Origin of the sequence: Pseudomonas anguilliseptica, from assembly GCF_021375795.1 — a bacterium.
GTDB classification, from domain to species: Bacteria; Pseudomonadota; Gammaproteobacteria; order Pseudomonadales; family Pseudomonadaceae; genus Aquipseudomonas; species Aquipseudomonas anguilliseptica_A.
Genome location: NZ_JAEIOI010000002.1, coordinates 551,045 through 572,000, shown reverse-complemented (window position 1 = coordinate 572,000; position 20,956 = coordinate 551,045). Strand labels below are relative to the sequence as shown.

15 protein-coding genes are annotated in these 20,956 nt (G+C 60.4%); 6 read left to right on the top strand and 9 right to left on the bottom strand.

Translation table 11 applies throughout. The features are described 5' to 3' along the window. Positions 1-45: 45 nt before the first annotated feature. The gene (locus tag IOD17_RS10475; protein ID WP_233685034.1) at positions 46-255 is read right to left on the bottom strand and encodes a DUF6316 family protein; all 210 of its coding nucleotides are present in this window, start codon (positions 253-255) and stop codon (positions 46-48) included. A 290-nt stretch (positions 256-545) separates the two neighbouring features. On the opposite strand from IOD17_RS10475, the gene IOD17_RS10470 reads away from it, so the two are divergent. Further along, positions 546-1,508, top strand: coding sequence for a DMT family transporter (locus IOD17_RS10470; protein ID WP_233685033.1), 963 nt, complete (start codon positions 546-548; stop codon positions 1,506-1,508). A 21-nt stretch (positions 1,509-1,529) separates the two neighbouring features. Here the strand turns inward: IOD17_RS10470 and IOD17_RS10465 are convergent, their stop codons facing one another. The 3 genes from IOD17_RS10465 to IOD17_RS10455 form a co-directional block, all read right to left on the bottom strand. Beyond that, entirely contained in the window at positions 1,530-2,150 is a 621-nt protein-coding gene (locus IOD17_RS10465) for an NAD(P)H-dependent oxidoreductase (RefSeq protein WP_233685032.1), read from the bottom strand. Beyond that, positions 2,143-3,537: a class II fumarate hydratase gene (locus tag IOD17_RS10460; RefSeq protein ID WP_233685031.1), complete on the bottom strand. Its 1,395-nt coding sequence runs from the start codon at positions 3,535-3,537 to the stop codon at positions 2,143-2,145. Before IOD17_RS10460 ends, IOD17_RS10465 begins: the two co-directional genes overlap by 8 nt. 118 nt (positions 3,538-3,655) lie before the next feature. After that, on the bottom strand, positions 3,656-4,666 hold the full coding sequence (locus tag IOD17_RS10455; protein WP_233685030.1) for a DUF2804 domain-containing protein: 1,011 nt from the start codon (positions 4,664-4,666) through the stop codon (positions 3,656-3,658). 262 nt (positions 4,667-4,928) lie between these two features. On the opposite strand from IOD17_RS10455, the gene IOD17_RS10450 reads away from it, so the two are divergent. From IOD17_RS10450 to IOD17_RS10430, 5 genes are all read left to right on the top strand, one after another. Next, positions 4,929-5,429, top strand: a complete 501-nt coding sequence (locus IOD17_RS10450; protein ID WP_233685029.1) for a DUF2059 domain-containing protein — start codon at positions 4,929-4,931, stop codon at positions 5,427-5,429. Between the two features lie 12 nt (positions 5,430-5,441). Continuing rightward, entirely contained in the window at positions 5,442-5,735 is a 294-nt protein-coding gene (locus IOD17_RS10445; RefSeq protein ID WP_233685028.1) for a BolA family protein, read from the top strand. 383 nt (positions 5,736-6,118) lie between these two features. Continuing rightward, the gene (locus IOD17_RS10440) at positions 6,119-7,057 is read left to right on the top strand and encodes a rhodanese-related sulfurtransferase (protein ID WP_233685027.1); all 939 of its coding nucleotides are present in this window, start codon (positions 6,119-6,121) and stop codon (positions 7,055-7,057) included. Positions 7,058-7,059: 2 nt separating this feature from the next. Further along, a complete protein-coding gene (locus IOD17_RS10435; RefSeq protein ID WP_233685026.1) occupies positions 7,060-7,692 on the top strand; it encodes a DsbA family protein in 633 nt (210 codons plus the stop codon). Next, positions 7,685-9,463, top strand: a complete 1,779-nt coding sequence (locus IOD17_RS10430) for an ABC transporter ATP-binding protein (RefSeq protein ID WP_233685025.1) — start codon at positions 7,685-7,687, stop codon at positions 9,461-9,463. Before IOD17_RS10435 ends, IOD17_RS10430 begins: the two co-directional genes overlap by 8 nt. 110 nt (positions 9,464-9,573) lie before the next feature. Here IOD17_RS10430 and IOD17_RS10425 read toward each other — a convergent pair whose 3' ends face one another. From IOD17_RS10425 to IOD17_RS10405, 5 genes are all read right to left on the bottom strand, one after another. After that, entirely contained in the window at positions 9,574-11,052 is a 1,479-nt protein-coding gene (locus tag IOD17_RS10425; RefSeq protein WP_233685220.1) for a TolC family protein, read from the bottom strand. Between the two features lie 73 nt (positions 11,053-11,125). Beyond that, positions 11,126-16,555 (bottom strand): DUF4347 domain-containing protein, encoded by a 5,430-nt coding sequence (locus IOD17_RS10420; RefSeq protein ID WP_233685024.1) that lies wholly within the window; start codon positions 16,553-16,555, stop codon positions 11,126-11,128. Between the two features lie 104 nt (positions 16,556-16,659). Next, the gene (locus tag IOD17_RS10415) at positions 16,660-18,759 is read right to left on the bottom strand and encodes an HlyD family secretion protein (RefSeq protein WP_233685023.1); all 2,100 of its coding nucleotides are present in this window, start codon (positions 18,757-18,759) and stop codon (positions 16,660-16,662) included. Then, positions 18,760-20,079, bottom strand: coding sequence for an efflux RND transporter periplasmic adaptor subunit (locus IOD17_RS10410; RefSeq protein WP_233685022.1), 1,320 nt, complete (start codon positions 20,077-20,079; stop codon positions 18,760-18,762). Continuing rightward, positions 20,076-20,849: an efflux RND transporter periplasmic adaptor subunit gene (locus tag IOD17_RS10405; RefSeq protein WP_233685021.1), complete on the bottom strand. Its 774-nt coding sequence runs from the start codon at positions 20,847-20,849 to the stop codon at positions 20,076-20,078. The genes IOD17_RS10410 and IOD17_RS10405 overlap by 4 nt, the downstream gene beginning before the upstream one ends. Positions 20,850-20,956 lie beyond the last annotated feature (107 nt).

Sequence of the window (20,956 nt, the reverse complement as noted above, 5' to 3'; positions counted from 1 at the left end):
AAAAACCGCGACATGTCGCGGTTTTTTAATGGCTGGTCTTTGCGTTCAGAAGGCGCGGCTTTCGATGATTTCGTTGGCCTGGATCATTCGGCGGATGTAGAAGGCAATCTCGCGTTCGGCATCCGTTCGGTTGAAATAGGGGCCTTCCAGCGTACCCTCACGGGTGGAGAAGAAGTACTGGCCGTTGACCGCGCTGACGCGTTCACTGCGGTAATGGGTGCCAGGGCTGTGATCGATAGTGCGTTGACCGAACATAGTTGAACCTCCCGCAAAATGAGCTGCTGAAAGTCAGTCTAAACGGCGTTTTTCTGGCTGCTGAATTTAACGACAAATGGTCGTTTTTAGCGAAATTCGGCGTGGTTTCTCCGGTTTTCATATTTTTTGACGCCATAAGGCTGACTTGATGCTGTGCGGCCATCAGTACAGTTGTACGGTATAGCGCTGCCTGGCTGTGGCTGTGTTGGTTCCGGGAAGCGGCCTAGAATGCCTGTTTGCAGCTGCAACCTGTATCAGGTGAGGGTGTAGCGCTAGGTTTAGAGGCGGTTATGCATATTTCTTCAGGTCGCTGGCTGTATGGGTTGTTCCTGGCACTGTTGACGGCGGTGTTATGGGGCGTGTTGCCAATCAAGCTCAAGGAAGTGCTGCAGGTGATGGATCCGGTCACGGTGACTTGGTATCGCCTGCTGGTTTCCGGCTCCATCCTGCTCGCTTACCTGGCGGCCAGTAAGCGTCTGCCGGCATTCCGTCCATTGGGCAAGAAGGGTGCCTGGCTGTTGCTGCTGGCGATAGCCGGGTTGACTGCCAACTATGTGCTTTACCTGGCGGGGCTCAATCTGCTCAGTCCCGGCACGACACAGCTGGTGATTCAGGTGGCGCCGATCCTGCTGTTGATCAGCAGTATCTTTATCTTCCGTGAGCGCTTCAGCCTCGGTCAGGGGCTGGGTTTACTGGTGCTGCTGATCGGTTTTGCGCTGTTTTTCAATCAGCGTCTGGATGAGCTACTGACCTCGTTGACGGCCTACACCACCGGGGTGTTGATCGTGCTGCTGGCGGCGTTTGTCTGGGCCTTTTATGGCTTGGCGCAGAAACAGCTGCTGACGGTGTGGAGTTCACTGCAGGTGATGATGGTGATCTACCTAGCCTGCGCGCTGCTGTTGACACCCTGGGCACATCCGCAGCAGGCGTTCGAGCTGAGCCCGCTGCAAGGCTGGCTGCTGTTTGCCTGCTGCCTGAATACCCTGGTGGCGTATGGCGCGTTTGCCGAGGCGTTGGCTCATTGGGAGGCATCAAGGGTCAGTGCTGCGTTGGCGATTACGCCGTTGGTGACCTTCGCGTCGGTGGCCTTGGCCGCCACCTGGTGGCCAGACCATGTGCACCCCGAGCAGATCAACTGGCTGGCTTATGGCGGTGCGGTGCTGGTGGTGTTGGGCTCGGCCCTGACGGCACTGGGGCCGTCGCTGTTGGCCGGCTGGCGCGCCCGCAAGGCGCGCTTGATTGTACAGGTTTAAGTCATGACGACTGAGCAAGCATCAGGCGCGTAAGCCCAGCGTTTCGGCACGCTTTAGCCAGCTCTGGCGTTGCTCTTCGGAGGAGGGGCGCACGGGGGCGAATTCGGCCAGACGGCGGGTCTTGATGCCACTGAAACCGAGGATCGTGCGAGTCATCTGCCGGTGCCCGGGCGCGCCGTAGATCCAGCGGAAGTACCAGGGCGGGGTGTCCATGGTCACCAGCAGATCTGCCGTGCGTCCGTTCAGCAGCTTGTCCCAGAGTTGCGAGCGATTGCGGTATTTGAAGGCGAAGCCGGGCAGGAAGGTGCGGTCGAAGAAGCCCTTGAGCAGGGCAGGAATACCACCCCACCAGACTGGGTAGACGAATACCAGGTGCTCGGCCCAGTGAATCTGTCGCTGCGCCTCCAGCAGGTCGGGTTCAAGTTGTTGGCTCTGCTCGTAGCCATCACGCAGCACCGGATCAAAGCTCATTTCACCCAGTTTCAACTGGCGCACGACGTGGCCCTTGCTGCGCGCCCCTTGGGCATAAGCTTCACCGAGGGCATGGCAGAAGCTGTTGCCTTTCGGCGTGCCGAGGATCATCAGGATGCGTTTGCCGTCACCCTCCAAAGGCGTCGCACCGCTTTTTGCCGCTTCACTCATGTTGACCTGCCTCCAGCATATTTTCAGGACGCACCCAGGCGTCGAATTGTTCATTGCTCAGGTAGCCCAGCTGCAGCGCCGCTTCGCGTAGGGTGGTGCCATCCTGATAGGCCTGCTTGGCGATTTGCGCGGCCTTGTCGTAACCGATATGCGGGTTTAGCGCAGTCACCAGCATCAAGCCACGTTCCAGGTGTTCGGCCATTTTCGCCGCGTCGGGCTGCAGGCCCGCGACGCAGTGCTGCTGGAAGTTATGGCAGCCGTCGGCGAGCAAGCGTATCGACTGCAACAGGTTATGAATGATCACCGGCTTGAACACGTTGAGCTGCAGGTGGCCCTGGCTCGCGGCAAAGGCAATCGTGCTGTCGTTACCCAGCACCTGGCAGGCCAGCATCGACAGCGCCTCGCATTGAGTGGGGTTGACCTTGCCCGGCATGATCGAACTGCCTGGCTCATTGGCCGGCAAACGCACCTCGGCAAAGCCGGCGCGCGGGCCGGAGCCCAGTAAACGCAGATCGTTAGCCAGTTTCATAAGTGTCACTGCCAGGGTTTTCAAGGCGCCCGATAGCGCCACCAGTGGCTCGTGGCCGGCCAGTGCGGCAAACTTGTTCGGTGCGCTGACCAGCGGCAGGCCACTCAGAGCAGCCAGTTCGGCGGCCATGGCTTCGGCGAAGCCCAGCGGTGAATTCAGCCCGGTGCCTACCGCTGTACCGCCTTGTGCCAGTTCGCAGACGGCTGGCAGTGCAGCCTGGATGGCGCGTTCGGCATAACCCAGTTGGGCGACAAAGGCCGACAGCTCCTGGCCGAAGGTCATTGGTGTGGCGTCCATCATATGGGTGCGCCCGGTCTTGACCAGTCGCGCATGCCGTTCGGCCTGTTCCAGCAGCCCCTCACGTAGCTCGCGCAGGGCAGGCAGCAGCTGCTGGTGTACGGCCTGCGCGGTGGCGATGTGCATGGCCGTGGGGAAGCTGTCGTTGGAGCTTTGCGCGCGATTGACATGGTCGTTGGGGTGCACCGGCGTCTTGCCGCCACGGCCATTGCCTGCCAGTTCATTGGCCCGTCCGGCAATCACTTCGTTGACGTTCATGTTGCTTTGCGTGCCGCTGCCGGTTTGCCACACCACTAGGGGAAACTGCTCGTCATGCTGACCAGCCAGCACCTCGTTGGCGGCTTGCTCGATCAGCCGGGCCAGATCGGGTGGCAGCGCTCCGATACGTTGATTGACCCGCGCGGCGGCTTTCTTGATCAGCGCCAGGGCATGCACCACCGCCAAAGGCATACGTTCCTGGCCGATGGCGAAGTTGATCAGGGAACGCTGGGTCTGGGCGCCCCAGTAAGCGTCATCAGGGACGTCGATCGGGCCCAGGCTGTCGGTCTCAATGCGGCTCATGGCGGCTCTCCTGATAGCTGCGGGCGCAGCAGATGGCATACCAGGCAAGCAGTAACTCACCTGGGCGTATGTGAGCTTAGGTCGCGATAGGGCGGCAGAGGTTCAACTTGAGGCGTAACTACCAACGCGCGTGGGTTTCACCGAGCCAGCCGAGGGCGTTGTTGACCGGTACGCGTTCACCTTCCGGGCCACGCAAAACCCCATCGAAATGCCCGAACCACTGCTGCGTGTCTGCAAAGAACGGCCCAAGCCGGCGGTAGGCACGGTGACGCTGGCGCGGGGTGAAGGTCAATTGCACGGCATCATCCGGGCTGCGCAGTTGCCAGGGCGCCAGCGGATTATGCGGTGCCTGGGTGATGGTGATGGGGCTGTCCAGGTGTTGTAGCTCGCCGCCAAACCACAGGGTGTTTTCGGAGAGGCCGCTACAATCGGTCCAGCCAGCGCCGAAGTTGCCGGCAATGCCACCTGGAGCTGCAAAAGCCGCGCGGGTCCAGTGGCTGTTGAGCGGCCAGACGCCTCGGCCGAAATCCAGTGAGGCAAAGCTTTGCCCGGCCACGCAGCTGTATTGTTGTTTGCCCAGTTGCACGCTGCCGCTGCAGGGTAGGCCCAATTGGCGGCTGGTGGCATGGAAACTCTGTGGGCCGAGCGGTGCGACCAGGTTGACCGAATCCAGGTGCGCCGGGCGCTGAATGTCCAAAGCTACCTGTAACGGCTGGCCGCCAATGTCCGGGGCGCTGATGGTGATGCGGGTGCGACCGGTGTGCTCTGACACGCGCAGTTGCAGGCGCGGGTGATTGAATTCGTGACTGGCCTGTGGCTGATCTGGCAGGTTGCAGCCGCGAGCGAACAGGCGGTACTGGTTGTAGGCGACGGATTGGCCGCTTTGCAGATCAAGGAAGTAGGCGGCCGCGTAGCCCAGGTAGTCGAGATCGGCCTGGGTGAAGGAGAGCATCCATTGCGGGGTGGTGATGCACCAGTGGTTCCAGCGCTTGCGTCGACCGAAGTGACCGGGGATGGCGCAATCGACCATGGGTCTGGGCGACCAGCCGACGGCCTGGGGGTTGAGCTGACCGTGACTGTCGCACAGGGCGATAGCAGCAAAAGGATCAGGATGGGTGAAACTGTTCATCAGCACGTCCATGTGTGTGCGAGGGCCGCGCAGTTCGTGCGTCGGCACACTTAAACAGAAATGTGTAATGCCATGAGCATGCACAGGCACGCTTCTGCTCGGCAATTGCTGGCATTTTGACCTTTAAGCAGGCTGTGCGCCAGTGCACAGTTGTAGCGCGATTTAGCGAGCGCGCTGTGCACGCTTGAGTCGCAACCGTGCTTGGGCACAAAATGCCACCAACTGAGTCAAACACGACTCTTTCTCTGTTCAGGAGTAGTACATGTCACGTTTACCTGCCTTTTGCGCTGCCCTAATACTGACGTGCGGTAGTGCTCAGGTGCTCGCCGATGCCAAGAGCCATGCTGCTGATGCCGAGCGTTTTCTGATACTGGCTCGTGCCGACAAGCTCGCTGTGCCGGTGTATGCCCAGGTGCAGCAGATGTTTGCCCAGCGTTTTGCCGAGAGTAATGCGCCGCAAAGCGAGAAGGCGGTGCTGGAAACCTATCAGGCCCAGGCCAACACGGCCCTGGAGCAGGCTGTGGGTTGGGACAAGCTCAAGCCGGACATGGTCAAGCTCTACACCAGCAACTTCAACGAACAGGAAATGAAAGAGCTGATTCGTTTCTACGAGTCGCCGCTGGGTAAGAAGGTTCTCGAAAAGATGCCGACGCTCACCGCGCAATCGGCACAACTGACTCAGGGCAAGCTGGAAGCGGCAGTGCCCAAGGTCAACCAGTTGCTGGCAGAGATGACTGCCAAGCTGACCCCGAATAAGCCCTGAGTGACAGACGCGATGGCCAAGATCGATCTGTTGCGGACCGCCCTGGCGAGTCTGCAAACCCAGCACCTTGATGTGCTGGATGAAAGCCACATGCACAGCCGAGGGCTGGAAACCCACTATAAAGCGGTGATCGTCAGCGAACAGTTCGCCGGCCTGAATGCGGTCAAGCGCCACCAGAAGGCCTATGCCGCCGTAGGCGAGTTGATGGGGCAGATCCATGCCCTGGCGCTGCACACCTACACCCCGGATGAATGGGCGCAACAGGGCGTGGCTCCGGCTTCGCCGACCTGCAAGGGCGGCCACTGAGAACCTGCTTGCGATCTCGCGAGCTAGAGCCCCGTAAGGCAAAAGCAGGCGAGGACGCGCAGTGTACGAGTTGTACATGAGCATCCGAGCCTGCTTTTAACGCAGCAGGGTCGACGCGCAGCAGATCTTAAACAGGTTCTGAGGCAATTCGCCTCTACACGGTTCCCCTCAAGGACAGTAAACTGCACACCCCGCCGGCCTAGCGCCGGCGGTTTTGTTTGTGACCAGCCATCCATGGCGGCCACCCCTGCGGGGCCGTCGCGAGCGACGTCAAAAATTGCTCCCGGCAATTTTTTGTGGTCCTCCAGCCTGGCAAAGCCGCTGCTGGTCACGTTTGTATCCCGGTCCGCCCTTTACGTGGGCGACTACTGAAGGACATGCATATGACCGACAAGATCGTTGTCGCCGCGCTGTATAAATTCGTTTCCCTGCCTGACTTCCATGATCTGCGTGAGCCGCTACTGCAATGCATGCTGGATAACGGCGTGAAAGGCACCTTGCTGCTGGCCGAGGAGGGCATCAATGGCACCGTCTCCGGCTCGCGCGCTGCTATCGATGGCCTGATGGCCTGGTTTGGCCTGGACCCGCGTCTGGCCGATATCGACCACAAGGAATCCTACTGCGACGAGCAGCCGTTCTATCGCACCAAGGTCAAGCTGAAGAAAGAAATCGTCACCCTGGGTGTGCCCGGCGTCGACCCGAACCAGAAAGTCGGCACCTATGTTGAGCCCAAGGACTGGAACGCGCTGATCAGTGACCCTGAGGTGCTGCTGATCGATACCCGCAACGATTATGAAGTGTCGATTGGCACCTTTGAAGGTGCGGTAGACCCGAAAACCAAGTCGTTCCGCGAGTTTCCCGAGTACATCAAGGCGCACTTCGACCCGGCCAAGCACAAAAAAGTAGCGATGTTCTGTACCGGCGGCATCCGTTGCGAGAAGGCTTCCAGCTATATGCTCGGCGAGGGTTTTGAGGAGGTGTTTCACCTCAAGGGCGGCATCCTCAAGTACCTCGAAGAAGTGCCGCAGGATCAGAGCAAATGGCAGGGCGACTGCTTTGTCTTCGACAACCGGGTGACCGTGCGCCATGACCTCAGCGAAGGTGACTACGACCAGTGCCACGCCTGCCGCACGCCGGTTTCGGTGGCAGATCGTCAGTCTGAGTTCTATACCCCTGGCGTCAGCTGCCCGCATTGCTGGGATTCGTTACCGGAGAAAACCCGCGCCGGTGCCCGTGAGCGCCAACGCCAGATTGAATTGGCCAAAGAGCGCAACCAACCGCACCCACTGGGCTACAACCCCCGACAAAACCGCGAGGCTTAAGCATGCGCGCACGCCTGCTGTATGTGATGGACCCGATGTGTTCATGGTGCTGGGGGTTTGCCCCGGTGCTGGAGTCCCTCGCTGAGCAGGCCGCTGCGGCTGGCGTCGCTCTGGAATTAGTGCTCGGCGGCTTGCGTCGTGACAGTGTGGCCATCGATGGCGCTGCTCGGGTGCGTTACCTGGGGTACTGGCAGGCGGTGAATGCCAGCACCGGGCAGCTGTTCAACTTCAATGCCGGCCTGCCAGAAGGATTGGTTTATGACACCGAACCGGCCTGCCGTGCATTGGTCACGGCGCGCAACCTGGCCCCCGAACTGGTCTGGCCGCTGGCTCAGTTGATCCAGCGCGCGTTCTATACCGAGGGCGTTGATGTCACCCGCGCCAGTGTATTGGTGGAGTTGGCTGAGCGTGCAGGGATTCCGCGCATCGAATTTGCCGAAGCCTTCGACAGCGCCGCACAGCGTGTTGCCACTGCCGCCGACTTCAGCTGGACCCAGGATTTGGGCATTGCCGGCTTTCCCACGCTGCTCGCTGAACGCGACGGCCAACTGGCCTTGCTAACCAATGGCTATCAGCCTCTGGAAGCGTTACAACCCTTGCTGGCGCGCTGGCTGGAGCGCAACACCCATGCCTGACCGGTTGAGCTGGGCCGAGATTCGTCGGCTGGCCCTGCAGCACAAGAAGGCGCTGATCTGGGCCAACCTGGTTGCTGTACTGGCGACCCTGTGCAGCGTGCCGATCCCGCTGCTGCTGCCGCTTCTGGTCGACGAAGTGCTGCTCAACGACGGTGACGCCGCGCTCAAGGTGATGGACAACTTCCTGCCGGCGCACTGGGAAACCGCCGCCGGCTATATCGGCCTGATGCTGGTGCTGACCCTGTTACTGCGCGGTGGTGCGCTGGTGTTCAACGTGCTGCAGGCGCGGCTGTTCGCCCGCTTGTCGAAAGACATCGTCTACCGCATCCGTATTCGCCTGATCGAGCGGCTCAAGCGGATTTCCCTTGGTGAGTACGAAAGCCTTGGCGGCGGCACCGTAACCACGCACCTGGTCACCGACCTCGACACCCTGGACAAGTTTGTCGGTGAAACCCTCAGCCGCTTTCTGGTGGCCATGCTCACTCTGGCGGGCACCTCGGCGATTCTGATCTGGATGCACTGGCAGCTGGCGTTACTGATCCTGCTGTTCAACCCGCTGGTGATCTACGCCACTGTGCAGCTGGGCAAACGGGTCAAACACCTGAAGAAGCTGGAGAACGACAGCACTTCGCGCTTTACCCAGGCGCTGACCGAAACCCTCGAAGCGATTCAGGAAATCCGCGCCGGCAACCGCCAGGGCTTTTTCCTCGGCCGCTTGGGCGGCCGCGCCAAGGAAGTGCGCGACTACGCCGTGGCCTCGCAGTGGAAGACCGATGCTTCGAATCGCGCCAGCGGTCTGTTGTTCCAGTTTGGTATCGACGTGTTCCGCGCGGCGGCGATGCTCACCGTACTGTTCTCCGACCTGTCGATCGGCCAGATGCTCGCGGTGTTCAGTTACCTGTGGTTCATGATCGGTCCGGTTGAGCAGCTGCTCAGCCTGCAATATGCCTTCTACGCCGCCGGTGGTGCTTTGAGCCGGATCAACGAGCTGCTGGCACGCAAGGACGAGCCGCAATACCCCGGCCGCGTCGACCCGTTCAAGGGTCGCGACACAGTGGGCATCGAAGTCAGCGGGCTGACCTTTGCCTATAACGATGAACCGGTGCTGGATCACCTCAATCTGAGCATCGCACCGGGTGAGAAGGTCGCCATCGTTGGTGCCAGTGGCGGTGGTAAGAGCACCCTGGTGCAGCTGCTGCTCGGCTTGTACACGCCGCAGGCGGGAACCATCCGTTTTGGCGGCAGCAGCCAGGAAGAAATCGGTCTGGAAGCCGTACGCGAGCATGTGGCGGTGGTGCTGCAGCATCCGGCGCTATTCAACGACACAGTGCGCGCCAACCTGTGCATGGGCCGCGAACGCAGTGACGAGGCCTGCTGGCACGCCCTGCAGATCGCCCAGCTGGCCGATACCATCCAGGCCTTGCCGCAAGGCTTGGACAGCATCGTCGGCCGCTCCGGTGTACGCCTCTCCGGTGGTCAGCGTCAGCGCCTGGCCATTGCCCGTATGGTGCTGGCTGAGCCGAAAGTGGTGATCCTTGATGAGGCCACCTCGGCCCTGGACGCCGCCACCGAATACGCCCTGCACCAGGCGCTCAATCAATTCCTCCATGGCCGCACCACGTTGATCATCGCCCACCGCCTGAGCGCGGTTAAGCAGGCGGATCGAGTGCTGGTGTTCGATGGTGGCAGCATCGCCGAAGACGGTGGTCACCAGGAGTTGATTGCCGAAGGCGGGCTCTATGCCAAGCTCTACGGCCATCTGCAGCACTAATAGCAGAGCCGGCAAAAGTAGGGCGGATAACACTTTTTCATCCACCCGCATGGTTTCTGGCAATAAAAAAGGCGCTGATCTCAGCGCCTTTTTTATTGCTTGGAGTTGGGTTAAATACCTGGGCGGATATTGCCTTGTTGCCAGCGTGTTTCGGTGTTGCTCAGCGCGTCTGCAATAGCACTCAACTCGTCCGATGGCAGTTGTTCCGGTAACGGATCAAGACCGGCACTGGCGAACAGCTGACCATAGCTGTTGCGCAGCTCGGCATAAGACAGGTCACGGCGTAGATTGGCCTGCAGTGCATTCAACTCACCCTGGATCAGCTCCAGCTCGCCAATACCCTGGGCTTTGTAGCGGTTGCGCAGTTGCTCGACGATCTGGCTGTCGAGCCCTGCCAACTGCTGGCTAGTCTGGAATTGGCGTTGGGCTTCGTTGAAGTTGGCGTTGGCTACATAAAGCTGCGCCAGAATGGCCATGGACATGGCCTGACGGCGGGCTTCGGCGACTTGCTCACCGGCTTTGGCGACATTGATGGAAGCGGGTGCCGAGAGCACGTTAAACAGGTTCCAGGTGATCTTCACGCCATAGTCTGCCCAGCTCTGGTTAACCAGAAAGCTGTTGCTGTCGTAGTGACCGCCGGCGGAGAACTCCAGACCGGGCAACAGACGCAGCATGGCCTTACGCGTTTCTGCGGCACTGATGCGTGCTTGATAGTCTTGCTCACGCAGCTCTGGACGGGTGGCCAGCGCTTCCTGTTCCAACACGCTGAGGTCGACATTGAGTTGCGGCACTGGGTAATCATCACTGGCGGCCAGGCTGACATTGCTGCCGATCGGCAGGTTGATCAGCGTCGCCAGTTCGGTCTTGGCTAGAGACAAGGCGCGGCGCTGGTCTTCCAACTGGCGGGTGGCTTCGATCAGGGCGCGTTGATAGCTGAGGGCCTGAACGGGGTCACCAATGCGCTGTTCGCTCAGACGTTGACTGTTATCACGCGCCTGATTGACACGCACCATCAGGCTGTCGATCTGGGCGAGCAGGCGTTCGGCCGCCAACGCCCGCCAATATGCCGAGCGCACATCCTGAATGATCGTATTGACTACCTTGCGGCGGCGCTCCTGAACGATCAGGCGTTGATCGCCTTGTTGTTTGGCGCTGACGTAGGCCACACCAAAGTCCAGCACGTTCCACACCATGGTCAGATCCGCTACGCCTCGGTCGCGATCCTGGGACGTGGAAGGCTCCAGCGATTGGGTACCGGTCTTGATGCTTTCACTACTGGATGCGCTGACATTGTCACGGCCTGCGTAGCCGGCGGAGAGGGCCATACGCGGCAGCATGTCAAAGGAGGCAAGATCGACCTGGCGTTGGGCCAGGGCTTCCTCCATCACCTTCAACCGGGCCTCAAGGTTGTACTTGACTGCGCGGGCCATGGCGTCGTGCAGCGTCAATGGGCCATTGAGCGGCTCCTGGTCCTTGAACATGCTCTGCAAATCAGCCTGCGCGCGTTGTTCACTGACGCTGCGGTCGATGGGTTGGCTGGTGACGGCACAACCGCTGATGGCCAGTGCAAGCAGGCTTACGCTGAACAGCTTGTATTTATTATTCATCCTTGGGCCGCCCCCTAAAAACGGCTTGAAGCGCTTAGCTAAATTTTTGTTGTGTTCAGGCTTGCGGTGTCGTGGTTTCAAATTGTCCCAGTGCCTGGGCCAGTTCACGAACCTGGCGGTGCTCTGCTTTATGCAGATCATCCAGTTGCTGGCTCAGCGTTGGCGCGCCAAAGACCCCTCTGAGCCCCTGGCTGGCGTCACTGCTACCCCATGTTTTGCCGTCGAAGACCTTCAGTTGCCCAGCCTCCGGCGCGCTTTCCTTGCCGAATATGCCAGATAGAGTACTGGAGCCGAATACGCCGCCGTCACCGCCACCGAAACCGAGGAAACCAGCACCGGAACCGTTACCGCCACTGTCGCTACTGGTAAATACTTGCGCGATAAAGCTCGGGGCCAGGGCACCGTTACTGATGAAAATATTGCCCAAAGGCGGGACGCTGCTGCCTAGCGTGCGTTGCTCGAACAGCGGCGAAAAGACCAGCGGTGAACCGATGTCACCGGTTGGCGGGCCGAAAATCTGCGGTTGCAGCGGAACATTCGGTAAGTTCGGCAGTGTCACCGGGTCAGACGTGCGGAATTCCGGATCCCCCGTGACATCGGGCGTTGGCGTGACCGCCGGAATACCAATAGTGTAAGCCTGGCCCGTGAAGGCACTGGCTATGGCATTGCTGGCGTTATCGGTGATACCGGTGCCATTGGCATTCAGGTTCAGCCCCAGGTTGCCAAGCCCGGTGATGCTGTCGACTGTTACCTGGTAAGTGCGTGGATCAATCTGTGTCAGCGATTGCAGAGTGGCGTTGACGCTACCGCTGGTTACCAGGCTGAAATCACTGATATCAACGCCACTGACGTCTTCACTGAAGGTCACGGTAAAGGTAACGCTGGAGGCGTTGGTGGGCGAGGCGCTATCCAGGCTGATGGCGTTTACTTGCGGCGCAACGGCGTCGACCAATACCGCGGTCGTGCTGCCGACCGAGTTCAAGGTGGTAATGCTGTTATTGCCGGCCGCGTCGCGCAGGGTGCCGTCATGGGCGTCGATGCTACCGCCCAGGCTGATGCCATTGCTGTCCATCTGACCATTGGCCACCGTCAAGCGGAAGACCAAGGCACTGCTGCCGGAGCCTGACAGATAGCTCGCATAGACAGTTCCGCCAGTGTCTAGGGTGATCGCTATTCGTGGTGTTCCGCCGGTGGTGTCGACGATGACGCTTTCCGACAAGTTGACAGTGAAATCGAGGTTTTGCCCGGCCACGTAGGTGCCGTTGGCTGGCACAGATACCGAGCTGACTGTGGCGGCGACGCCATCGATAGCAATGTCTTTGTTAGCGCCTAATGAACCTGCAGTGCCCATAGTCGGTAGTGTAAGCACGGCATCATTAGATGTTGCTCCACGGATGGTCGCGCCATTAAGGCCAAGGGCGGCTGTGGATTGGTAATCCAGATCTGCGCTGAGATCTCCGGCCTGCACTGTATAACTGAAGGTCAGGGTATTACTGCCAGAGCCGGACACATAGGTGGCAATGCGGTCGACACTGCCCGTTTCTAGCAACAATGTCGGTGTGCCGCCAGCGACTGTCACCGCCTCACTGAAAGTGGTAGTGATGGTGACGGTATCGCCGACTTTGTAGGTGCCATCTGCAGTGCTGGAGCTGACGGAGGTGATGCGCGGGTTGAGGCTATTGACGGTGATAGTGAGTGTATCGGTATCGGTCTGCGCGCCGCCGCTGCCACTGCTGCCCAGGTCGTCGCTGGTGATCTGCAGGCTTGCCGGGCCGTTGTAACCGCTGGTAGGGGTAAAGGTCAGGCCGTTCAGGGCGTTGTTGATATTCACGAGGCTACCTGCGAAGGTCATCGTCGCATCACCAGTGCCCGAGCCCACCTGGAAGGAGAGCCCGCTGGTACTGCCGAGCGTCAGCAGGCCATTGCTGGCGGCAAGCGTTACTTCGACGCTATTGGAGCCAGCATCCACATCGCTGATGCTGATCAGGTTGCCGTTGCCATTGTTGAATACCAGGCTGGAGTCTTGATCGACGCTCTGCGCCGCAGGGAGCGAGTTAACGGGTGCGTCGTTCACCGCCGTGACAGTGAGCGTCACCGTGGTGCTGTCGGTTTGTGCGCCGCCGCTGCCAGAATTGCCGCCATCGTTGATCGCAACGGTTAGCGTAACGTTGGAGACGGCGTTGCTGGCGGTGGTGAAGCTGACCCCGGATGCCGCGATAAAGGCATTGATATCGGCAATAGTGCCGCTCAGGGTTAAGGCGCTTGCAGTGCCGCCAACAGTAACGCCACCGCTACTGGTGGCACTGAGCGTGCCGCTGGCCACTGAAAGGGTCACTGTTACGTTGCCGCTGCCGGCATCTACATCGGCGAACGAGATACCGGTCAGGGCACCTGGCACATCTTCAGTGATGGAAATAGAACCTGGCGCAGTAATAGTCGGCGCATCGTTGATGGCCGTAACCTGCAACGTGATGACGTCGTTGGCGCTTTGCGCGCCACCGCTGCCGGTATTGCCCCCATCGTTGATGCTGGCAGTCAGCGTGACGTCGGCTGTGGCGTTGGCTGCTGTGGTAAAGCTGACATTGCTGCCGGCTATAAAGGTATTGATGTTGCTGATGCTGCCCGTAAGGGTTAACGCGCTGCTGGTGCCGCCAATCGTCACGCCGCCGTCGCTGGTAGCGGCCAGGCTGCCCGAGGTAACGGACAGGGTTACGGTGACCGAACTGCTACCAGCATCGACATCACTGAAGCTGATGCCTGTAATGGCGCTGGGCGTATCCTCGGTAACGCCGATGGTTATCGGAGCCGTAACCAGTGGTGCATCATTAACGGCCGTGATACTGACAGTCTTGGTAGCTGCCGTGCTATCACTCTGACCATCGTTAGCCACGAAGCTGATCGTACGAGTGGCCGTGTTAGGGGCTTCACTGCCATTGCTGTACGTCACCGAGCGTAGGGCGGCCTGCCACTGCGCCAGCGTGGCGGTGGCTCCTGCCGAAGTGAGCGTCATCACGCCAGTGCCGGCGTTGTAGCTGGCGGTGATGTTACCCATGCTGCTTCCATCATTGGTAAAGGCCAATATGTCTTCGCCAGACTGGAAGTTACCGGTGATGCTTACAGTGGCACTGCTGAGAGTGCTGTTGTCCACGTCGCTAAGTGTGAGCCCTGCACAGATCACGACACTGCTGCCACCCTCGCTGAACGCACTGGAACCGCCGGTGCTGGTTACGATTGGAGCATCATTAACGGCACTGACCGATACCGACGCTGCAATCGAAACCACTGTGCTATTGACACCGCCGTTGGCGGTGCCGCCATTGTCGGTGATGCCGGTCAAGGTGATGACCCGCGTAGCCGTGCTCGGCGTGTCGCTGCTGTTGCGATAACTCATGCCATCGACCACGGTCTGTGCAACGGCTGTGCTGACGCCCCCGGCCATGTCCAGACTCACTGCCGCAGTACTACCGACCAGGCTGATCAAATAGCTGATGCCATTACTGGCAGTGGTGCCGCTGCTGCCGTTGATCAGTGCGATAGTCGAGCCGTCGATAACCAGTATCTCGCTGCTGCCGTCGGCCAGGTTGCTGACGGTCAGGGTCATGCCGGTGATGGTCTGGCCTGATTCGATAGCGCCAATGCTGACTCCGCTAAACAGATCGACTGCGCTGCCGTTTTCGGTATAAGTAGGCGTGCCGCCGGTGGCGGTCAGAGTGGGTGCGTCATTTACGCCAGTCACATTGACCGTGACATCGGCATTGCTGCTGGTACCGCCATCACCATCGCTGACAGTGATTCGTACAGTGCGTGTTGCGTTATTGGGGTCGCTGTTATTGCTGTTGGAGTAGGTCAGGTTGCGTACCAGCGCCTGAACGGCTGCGGGCGTGGCATCGCTGTCGAGGGTGATGACCAGGTTGCTGCTGGCAGTGCCGCCTGTGTAGGTGCCGATCTGTGTGCCGCCATAAGTAATGGCAGCGCCGGATACGCCGATCTTCCCGGCGTCTGTGCCCTGGTTGCGAATGGACAGCACGTCTTCCGCACCGACGCCATTGCTGACGATAGAGACGGTGACATTACCCGTGTCGAAGTTGGCTGAGTCGCTGTCGCTCACCGTGGCATCTGCGTTTTCGTCCAGCAGCACGGGGCTACCACCCTCGGTGAAGGTCACGGAGCCACCACCGAGGTCGTTGACTACTGGCGCGGTATTGGTATTGCCAAAGACGATGCTATTGAAGCCATACAACATACCGTCGTTAAGGCCGCTGTGGGTGATAACGATGCGGTCAGCAGAACGGAATCCTGCAGCAGAGAGCACGCTGCTCTGATCAATAACGTAGACGCCGTCGACGTCGTTCCGGGGGATATAGAACTGGTTGGTGGCTACGATGCTGCCATCACGATAGGCGGTAATGGTGTGCTGAACTTCGTTTTCTGGCCACATAAACTGCCAGTACACATCTACCAATGTCATGCTTTCGAGGTTGAATTCTTGCCCATTGGATGATTCGATGACCATCGATTTCGGATAGCCATTGTTATTCGACAGGCTGGAATACAGCGTGTGAATCTGAGGATAGGTGGGCCACAGCTCTGGTTGCCACCCGATGACGGTGCCCGTAGTGCTACCGGTGCCGTTGGAACCATCGGTGTAGTAAATATCAATATCGAGGTCTGGCAGATTGGTAGTACCACCCTCGCCGTCGTTGAATACTGCGCCGAAGTCCTGGTTGCCCGGCATGCTGTAGGTAAGGGTGCCGCCATCGAGCTTTGCCTGATAGGACTCCAACGACAGCGCTGCCGCTTCCACCCCACCGATGTGCATTTCCAGTTCGCTATCGCCGCCAACGCTGCTGGAGCCGGAGTCATCGTTGCTTGCCGCCACGTCGGTGCCCGTAGCGCTTGCCAGGCGTTGAATGAAGTCGGCGCCCTTATCGCCGCTGGCGACATCGCATCCGTAAAGCAGCAGGTCGCCCTGCTCGCTGAACACGCTTCCGAGTTGGGCCAATACAGCGCTGCGGGCATCGAGTGTGTCGGCATCGATCCAGGTGTTACCGAGTAATAGCTTGCCCGCGCCGCCGTGACTGAAGATATGCACCGCGTCGATGCCTTCACGCCCATCTAAATAGTCGGCGATCTGCTGCAAGCCATCCTGGTTGCTATCGAGCACGACCACTTCGGTGCCTGGCGCAAGGCTGTCGATCAATTGCTGCTTATTGGTGACCTGGCCATCGATGAACACCACTTCCTGGCGCTGGTCGGCGGTACCAGCGGTAGGCGTAGCTGCTAGCCCATCGTGGCTGGATGTATCGCTGGTGGTGCTTTCTTGAGCGTCGGGAGCCGCTGTTGGCGGACTCGCCGCAGCATCGGCCACGGTGGCGGCCACCGCGCCGTCGAACAGCATGCGTGGTTCTAGGGAAAGGGCCAGGGGCGAGCGGATAGGCGCTGCGCTGGTGTTATTCGCGGTGTTCTTATTCTTGTTCCAGAACATGACGCAGATCCTTCTGATTGCATTCGGCCACTAATCAAAACGCGAATTTGTCTGGCTTGCACATCAACTGTCAATGGCCCACACGGCCAATCTGACCGAACGGACTAGAAACCACTTTCGCGCACCCCCAAAGCGGCAATCCGACGCCAAACGGCAGCGATGATCGATTCACGGCGGCCGTCGAGTATGGCTACACCCAGTTGCGGTTGTGTGAGGGGCACGCCTGGCTCTTGCGGGGTCAGGCGTACGCCGTACTGGGCTTGCAGTGGCTGTGCGCGTTGTTGTTCGTCGCGGCGCACGGCAATCGGCCCGCCGTGGTCCGAGGCCAGCGCGGCCTGATCGAGATAAGCGGCACCGGTGGTGTCCACCTCGCTAAGCGTTACTGCCAGCGCCGGGCGCAGCGGGTCGGCGCTGGCGATAAAGTGGCCATTGCTGCCGGGCTCAACACGCCACAATGATTCTTCTGCCAGGTAGCCACGCAGGCGCACCTGTTGCTCGACGACGCGCAACAGCGGTTGTTGTGTCGACAACCAGCGGCCAGCTTTCAGATCCGCTGGCAGGTCGCGTACCTGGCCGTCATGCGGGGCACGCAGTTGCAGGCGTTGGCGCTGAGCAGCGAGCCCGCGGTACTCGGCGACGGCGGTGGCCAGGTTCTGTTCGAGGATGGTGCTGTCGGCCGCAGTTTCGCTGCGCCCGGCTTGGCGTTTGAGCTGCAACTGAAGAATCTCGATTTCGCGACGCACAATGGCCTGGCGCGAGTCCAGGTCGGGCGAGTCCAGCTCCAACAATACATCGCCGGCCATCACACTCTGCCCGTTTCGTACGTGTACCGCGTTCAAGCGCGCGGCCACCGGCGCATGCAGGGCGCTGGCGCGCGAGGCTTCGAGCAGGGCTGGTATTTCTACCGAGCTGCGCCAGGGCACGATCAGCACCAAGAGCACTGCGCCGAGTCCCAGGCCGGTGATCAGCACTTTGCGCGAGTCGGCCTGTGCGCGACGCTTGCTCCACTCCTGCATTTCGCGCCAGATCGGCAGGCCGATAAACCAGGCCAACTCCACCAGCATCAGGAAGATGCCCAGTAGTTTGAAAAACATGTGGTACACCGCCAAGGCGATGCCGATAAACAACGCTGCGCGCCATAGCCAGGAACCATAGCCCCAGATCAGCAGCTTGCGTTGCTTGCTGGGTGACCAGGGTTCCGGTGCCGCTTCGCCATAGCCGAACAGCGCCTCACGCAGGCGCCAGCGACACAGGGCGAATGCGCGGTTCTGCAGGTTGTCGACGCCCCATAGATCGCTGATCAGGAAGTAGCCGTCAAAACGCATAAAGGGATTGAGATTGATCACCAGGGTGGTGATCCAGGTGGCGCTGGCCAGCATAAAGGCCGCAGTGCGTGCCGGCCCGTCGGGCAGCAGTGACCAGGCGAGCAGGGCGATGCAGGCCAGCAGCAGTTCGGCGAGTACGCCACCGGCACCGATCAGCAGCCTTGAGCGGCGGTCATTGACGCGCCAGGCGTCGCTGACGTCGGTGTAGAACATCGGCAGCATGACCATAAAGGCCAGGCCCATGCTCTGCACCCGGCAACCGGCGCGCTTGGCCATATAGGCGTGACCGAATTCGTGGCAGAGCTTGGCGAAGGTCAGGGCAATAGCGAAGGAAACTGCGCCGCCGAGGCTGAACAGGTGCGGGAAGGTGGCGATAAAGCGTTCCCAGTCACGGGCCGCGAGAAACACGCCAAGGCACAGCAGCAGCGGTAAGCCGAGGCGCAGCAGATTGGGGCCATGACGGCGCAGCCAGGACCAGGTGCGATCCAGGAAGGCGTCCGGGCGCCACAGTGGAATACGGAAGAACAGGTATTGATGCAACAGCCGCTGCCACAGGCTCTGCTGCAGTTGTTCGGCTTTGGCCGCATAGCTGGCGCGTTGCTCGCTATCGGTTGAGGTAATCAGGTCGTGGCCGCGCAGAAAACGCAGGAGTTCTTCCAGCTCGCCCTGGCCCAGCGGGATACCTGGCTCGCGGTTGACGGCCTGTAACACCTGTTCAGCGGCCCCCAGTTGCCAGTGACGCAACAGGCGCATGGCTGTGGCACCCAGTTTGAAATAGCGGCCACGCAATGGGTCGGCGAGCGTCCACTGTGGCGAACCGTCGAGTGCCGGGCTGGCCGGAGAGAGTTGCAGATCGGCGCGCAACGAAGGCAGTTGCATTTACAGGCCTATGGTCTGACGCAGCGCGGCGAGCGGGCGGCGCAGCAGGTACAACGCCAGTGGGGTGCGCTCGCCGAACAATTTGGCGGTGCCACGCAGGCCGATGCGCGGCGGCACCTCTGCAAACTCGGCATCCAGGCGATAGGCCAGCTGGCCGCTGCTGGTAGGCTGCGCCTCGTAGGCGATGCGTTGCAGGTGAGCGGCGTGTCGGTTGAGCGGATCGCTGTCGAGGAACAGTGCCACCTCGGTGCCCGATTTGAAGTCCAGCGCGTCGCCGACAGCCAGTTCGATACGCAGTTCGGCCTGATCCGGAGCGGCGATTTCCATCAGCCGTTCGCCGGTTTGTACCGGTTTGCCAATCCAGCGCTGAGCATCGGCGAATACGGCAATACCATCGCGCTCGGCGCGCACTTCGCTACGGGCCAGTAATTCACGGGCATAGTCGCGCTCGGCGCGTTTCTGTTCCACGCGGGCGGCGAACAGGTCAATTCGCGCGCTGGAGTCAGCGTCAGCAAAGGCGCGTTGACTATTGGCTTTGAGTTCCGCCTCGGCAACATTCAGGCTGCGTTCGGCTACATCGGCCTGGGCCTTGATACTGGTGGCGTCGAAGCGCAACAGAATGTCGCCTTTGCTCACAGCCTGGTTGGGTTTGACCAGAAACTCGGCAATGACGCCATCCAGCGGTGCTGCCACCACCTGACCGCCCAGGGGCACCACCTCTGCCGGAGCCAGTATGGATTGGCGCACTGGCAGCAATAACAGCAGCAAGGCGGCGAGTAGCGCGCCGATGATTTTCTTGCGTGGCCAACGCAAGCGCCACGGTTTGCCGGGCTGTAATGCCAACCAGGCATGGCTGTAAGCGTCGCCCAGATGGGCAAGCAGCACGTGTTCGGCATCCGTCCAGGGTTGGTCGCGGGCAATCCACAGGCCGCCAAAGGGTTGTTGCTGCTTGTCCAGCAGCGGTAGCCAGAACACGGCGGCGGCCGACAGGCTCTGCCAGTCCGCCAGTGATTGCTTGTCCAGCGACTCTGCATGAATGACCTGTGCTTGAGCCGAACGGCCCTGGGCCAGAAGCTGGCGGGCGGCGTGTTCAACAAAAGCAACAAAGGGGGCGTTGGGTTCAACCACACTGACGCCGGTCAAGGCGCGGACCTTGCCAGCAATCAGTAGAGCTGCATGGCGATAGCCGAACAATCCTTGGCCATCATTGGCCAGTGCATAGGCCAGGCTGTCGATGTTTTTCGCTGCACGGGCCTGGTGTTCGAGTTGTAAAAACTGCGCAAAGACGCGTTCGGCCAGGCTGGGTACTGCGGCGCTCATTGCGCCTCCGAAAAATCTGCACTGCCGCTCATGCCGGCGAGCAGGCCCTGGCTGTTGGCAGGCAGGCTGCCGATCAGCAGCAGGGTTTGGCTGCCTTCGTCGATACGCGCGCCCAGACGTTTGATTTCGACCGGCAGCGGCTGGCCGGTTTCATCTGGGGTGAACTGAAATACCGTGCCGGGTTTGAGGCGCGCCAGCCAACTCGATGGCACCAGCAGGTGCACTTCCAGCGTGCGGTTGTCGACGATCTCTAGCAGCGCGGTGCCACCCGCGACGCTTTCGTGGGGTTGCACACGGCGTTGCACCACGCGGCCATTGAACGGGGCGGTGACGCTGCAACGTTTGACCTGTACCTGATAAACCTGAGTCTCGGCATTCGCCTGGGCCTGCTTGGCTTCGGCCAGCGCCACTTCAAAGCGACCCACCGAGTTCAGCGCGGCCAGTTGTTTCTTGTGGGCCAGTTCTTCGCGGGCGGCGCGCCCTGCGGCCTGAGCTGCATTGAGCTGGGCCTGATAGGCGCTGCAGTCAAAGCGCACCAGCACATCGCCTTTTTTGAAGTCCTGGCCATCGCTATAAGGCATTTCGATGATGCGCCCGGCCAGTTCGCTCGCCAGTACAGCCTGATCACGAGCGCGTAACACGCCACGTACTGCGCGCTCAGCACTGCTGCTGGGGGCTGTGAGTAATGGGTCGTCAGGTAGTTCATCAGCATGGCTGATTGCGCTTAGCAGGCCCAGTGTAAGGCAGGCCCATTTGAGGGTTGGCAACATGAGTGGCGGTCCGTGCGCGGGAGTTTGGTGCAGTGTACGGGAGAAGCCCGATGGCGCAAATTGCCCAAGCAGACCAAGCGCAATAGCGGGTCGGGCATTAATCCAAC

Coding starts and splice junctions, on each gene's coding strand:
- IOD17_RS10475 (WP_233685034.1), bottom strand. CDS start 255: ATGTTCGGTCAACGCACTATCGATCACAGCCCTGGCACCCATTACCGC.
- IOD17_RS10470 (WP_233685033.1), top strand. CDS start 546: ATGCATATTTCTTCAGGTCGCTGGCTGTATGGGTTGTTCCTGGCACTG.
- IOD17_RS10465 (WP_233685032.1), bottom strand. CDS start 2,150: ATGAGTGAAGCGGCAAAAAGCGGTGCGACGCCTTTGGAGGGTGACGGC.
- IOD17_RS10460 (WP_233685031.1), bottom strand. CDS start 3,537: ATGAGCCGCATTGAGACCGACAGCCTGGGCCCGATCGACGTCCCTGAT.
- IOD17_RS10455 (WP_233685030.1), bottom strand. CDS start 4,666: ATGAACAGTTTCACCCATCCTGATCCTTTTGCTGCTATCGCCCTGTGC.
- IOD17_RS10450 (WP_233685029.1), top strand. CDS start 4,929: ATGTCACGTTTACCTGCCTTTTGCGCTGCCCTAATACTGACGTGCGGT.
- IOD17_RS10445 (WP_233685028.1), top strand. CDS start 5,442: ATGGCCAAGATCGATCTGTTGCGGACCGCCCTGGCGAGTCTGCAAACC.
- IOD17_RS10440 (WP_233685027.1), top strand. CDS start 6,119: ATGACCGACAAGATCGTTGTCGCCGCGCTGTATAAATTCGTTTCCCTG.
- IOD17_RS10435 (WP_233685026.1), top strand. CDS start 7,060: ATGCGCGCACGCCTGCTGTATGTGATGGACCCGATGTGTTCATGGTGC.
- IOD17_RS10430 (WP_233685025.1), top strand. CDS start 7,685: ATGCCTGACCGGTTGAGCTGGGCCGAGATTCGTCGGCTGGCCCTGCAG.
- IOD17_RS10420 (WP_233685024.1), bottom strand. CDS start 16,555: ATGTTCTGGAACAAGAATAAGAACACCGCGAATAACACCAGCGCAGCG.
- IOD17_RS10415 (WP_233685023.1), bottom strand. CDS start 18,759: ATGCAACTGCCTTCGTTGCGCGCCGATCTGCAACTCTCTCCGGCCAGC.
- IOD17_RS10410 (WP_233685022.1), bottom strand. CDS start 20,079: ATGAGCGCCGCAGTACCCAGCCTGGCCGAACGCGTCTTTGCGCAGTTT.
- IOD17_RS10405 (WP_233685021.1), bottom strand. CDS start 20,849: ATGTTGCCAACCCTCAAATGGGCCTGCCTTACACTGGGCCTGCTAAGC.